This window comes from Stenotrophomonas sp. 05L44_2, from assembly GCF_056665995.1.
The window spans coordinates 1-2132 of sequence record NZ_JBFTNR010000715.1 but is presented as its reverse complement, the minus strand read 5'-3'; the positions used below and the strand labels follow the sequence as shown (position 1 = coordinate 2132).

The 2132-nt window shown below is 68.2% G+C and carries 3 protein-coding genes; 2 read left to right on the top strand and 1 reads right to left on the bottom strand.

The window, feature by feature from the left end; all coding sequences use genetic code 11:
• Positions 1-730, top strand: a 730-nt coding sequence (locus AC1VAN_RS19720) for a pteridine reductase (RefSeq protein ID WP_480986526.1), incomplete at its 5' end; no start/stop codon positions are given.
• Between the two features lie 76 nt (positions 731-806).
• Here the strand turns inward: AC1VAN_RS19720 and folK are convergent.
• Positions 807-1292 (bottom strand): 2-amino-4-hydroxy-6-hydroxymethyldihydropteridine diphosphokinase, encoded by a 486-nt coding sequence (folK, locus tag AC1VAN_RS19715; protein WP_032975383.1) that lies wholly within the window; start codon positions 1290-1292, stop codon positions 807-809.
• 93 nt (positions 1293-1385) lie between these two features.
• On the opposite strand from folK, the gene AC1VAN_RS19710 reads away from it, so the two are divergent.
• Positions 1386-2129 (top strand): proteasome-type protease, encoded by a 744-nt coding sequence (locus tag AC1VAN_RS19710; RefSeq protein ID WP_025878693.1) that lies wholly within the window; start codon positions 1386-1388, stop codon positions 2127-2129.
• Positions 2130-2132 lie beyond the last annotated feature (3 nt).

Sequence of the window (2132 nt, the reverse complement as noted above, 5' to 3'; positions counted from 1 at the left end):
CACCGCCCCCGTGGCCCTGATCACCGGCAGCGCACGCCGGATCGGCGCCGCCATCGCCCGCCAGTTCCACGCCTGTGGCTGGTCGGTGGTGCTGCACGCCCATACCTCCAGCGCCGAACTGCAGCAGGCCGCCTTCAACCTGGACAACGAGCGCCCCGGCAGCGTGCTGGCGTTGCAGGCCGACCTGCGCGACGCCGATGCCCTGGCCGATCTGGTCGAGCAGGCGGTCACCCACTTCGGCCGCCTGGATGCGCTGGTCAACAACGCCTCCAACTTCTTCCCCACCCCGCTCGGCCAGGTCACCGCCGAGGCGATGGACGAGCTGTACGCGGTCAATGCGCGGGCGCCGCTGCTGCTGGCCCAGGCCGCCGCGCCTTACCTGCGCCGCCAGCACGGCTGCATCGTCAACCTGACCGACCTGCACGGCACCGACCCGATGCGCGACCACATCGCTTACACGATGGCGAAGGCCGCGCTGGAAATGGCCACCCGCTCGCTGGCGCTGGAACTGGCGCCGAAGGTGCGGGTGAACGCGGTGGCACCCGGTGCGATCCTGTGGCCGGAACAGGGCAAGGACGATTTCGCCCGCGAGGCGCTGCTGGCGCGCACGCCGCTGGCGCGGATCGGCACGGTCGAGGAAATCGCCGAAGCGGTTTACTGGCTGGCGGCCGAGGCCAGCTTCGTCACCGGCCACACGTTGCGCGTGGATGGTGGGCGTACGGTCAGCTGAAATGTTGCCGGCCAGCGGCCGGCACTACCGGTAGCGCCGGGCCATGCCTGGCGAGCGCAGCGGCAACAACAACCCGTCATTCGAGGTCCACGACCTCGAACGCTTCGCCAAACTGCTTGTGCGCCCGCCACAGCGTGGCCAGGTCCAGGCCGCTGACCGGATCGACGAAGCCCGGGGCGATGTCAGCCAGCGGCTTCAGCACGAAGGCATGCTTCAGTTCCGGGCGCGGAATGCGCAGATGGCCGGGGCCCTCCACCACCAGGTCGCCATAGAACACCACATCGACGTCCAGGGTCCGGTCGGAGAAGCGCGGGCCGCTGCGGTCACGACCATGCGCATCTTCCAGCGCATGCAGCCAGTCATCCAGTTCCTGCAGCGGCAGGTCGGTCTCGAGGGCAACGCCGTTGTTGAGGAAGGCCGGACCGTCGAAACCGACGGCAGCGGTGCGGTAGGCGGCAGACACCTGCAGCGCGCCAAAGCGCTCGCGCAGGGCCGCCACCGCAGCGTGGAGGTAGCGGCGGGGATGGACGTTGCTGCCCAGGCTCAGGAGCACGGTGGTCATGCGGTTCCGGTGACGGCAATCAGGTGGAGCGCGGGCATGCCATCGTCACAACGGCCTGCCTACAATCCGGGACGCATATGATAGGGCACCGACATGACCTATTGCGTTGGAATCGAGGTGGACGAGGGCCTGGTCTTCGCCGCCGACACCCGCACCAATGCCGCGCTGGACGATGTCCGCGTGCACCGCAAACTGCACGTGTTCGAATATCCCGGCCAGGCCGCCTATGTGGTGATGGCCGCTGGCAACCTGGCCACGACCCAGTTGCTGGTGTCGCGGCTGAAGCGCGATGCCGAGGAGCGGCGCACGCCGAACCTGCGCGACATGGCCCATCTGTTCGAGGCTGCGGCCTACGTCGGCTCCCTGCTGGTGGACAGTCAGGTACAGAGCCAGCACACCGAGCATGGCCACGACGGGGTGAACACCCAGGCGACGCTGATCTTCGGTGGACAGATTGCCGGTGAACAGCCCGGCCTGTACATGGTCTATCCGCTGGGCAACGCCATTGCCGCCTCGCCGGAGACGCCCTATCTGCAGATCGGTGAGTCCAAGTACGGCAAGCCGATCCTGGACCGCATCCTGACCCCGTCCACGCGCCTGGAAGATGCCGCACGCACGGCGATCGTCTCGCTGGATTCGACCATCCGTTCCAACCTGTCGGTGGGCCTGCCGGTCGACTTGGCGCTGCTGCGCGCCGGCGAACTGCGGATCAGCCAGCAGCTGCGGCTGGGCGCCGATTCGCCGCTGTATGCCGACATCCACCAGAACTGGTCGCGACGGCTGGAACAGGCGGTGGAAAGCCTGCCGCGGTTCCCGTGGGAACCCCAGGACCGGTAGTGC

Coding starts and splice junctions, on each gene's coding strand:
- folK (WP_032975383.1), bottom strand. CDS start 1,292: ATGACCACCGTGCTCCTGAGCCTGGGCAGCAACGTCCATCCCCGCCGC.
- AC1VAN_RS19710 (WP_025878693.1), top strand. CDS start 1,386: ATGACCTATTGCGTTGGAATCGAGGTGGACGAGGGCCTGGTCTTCGCC.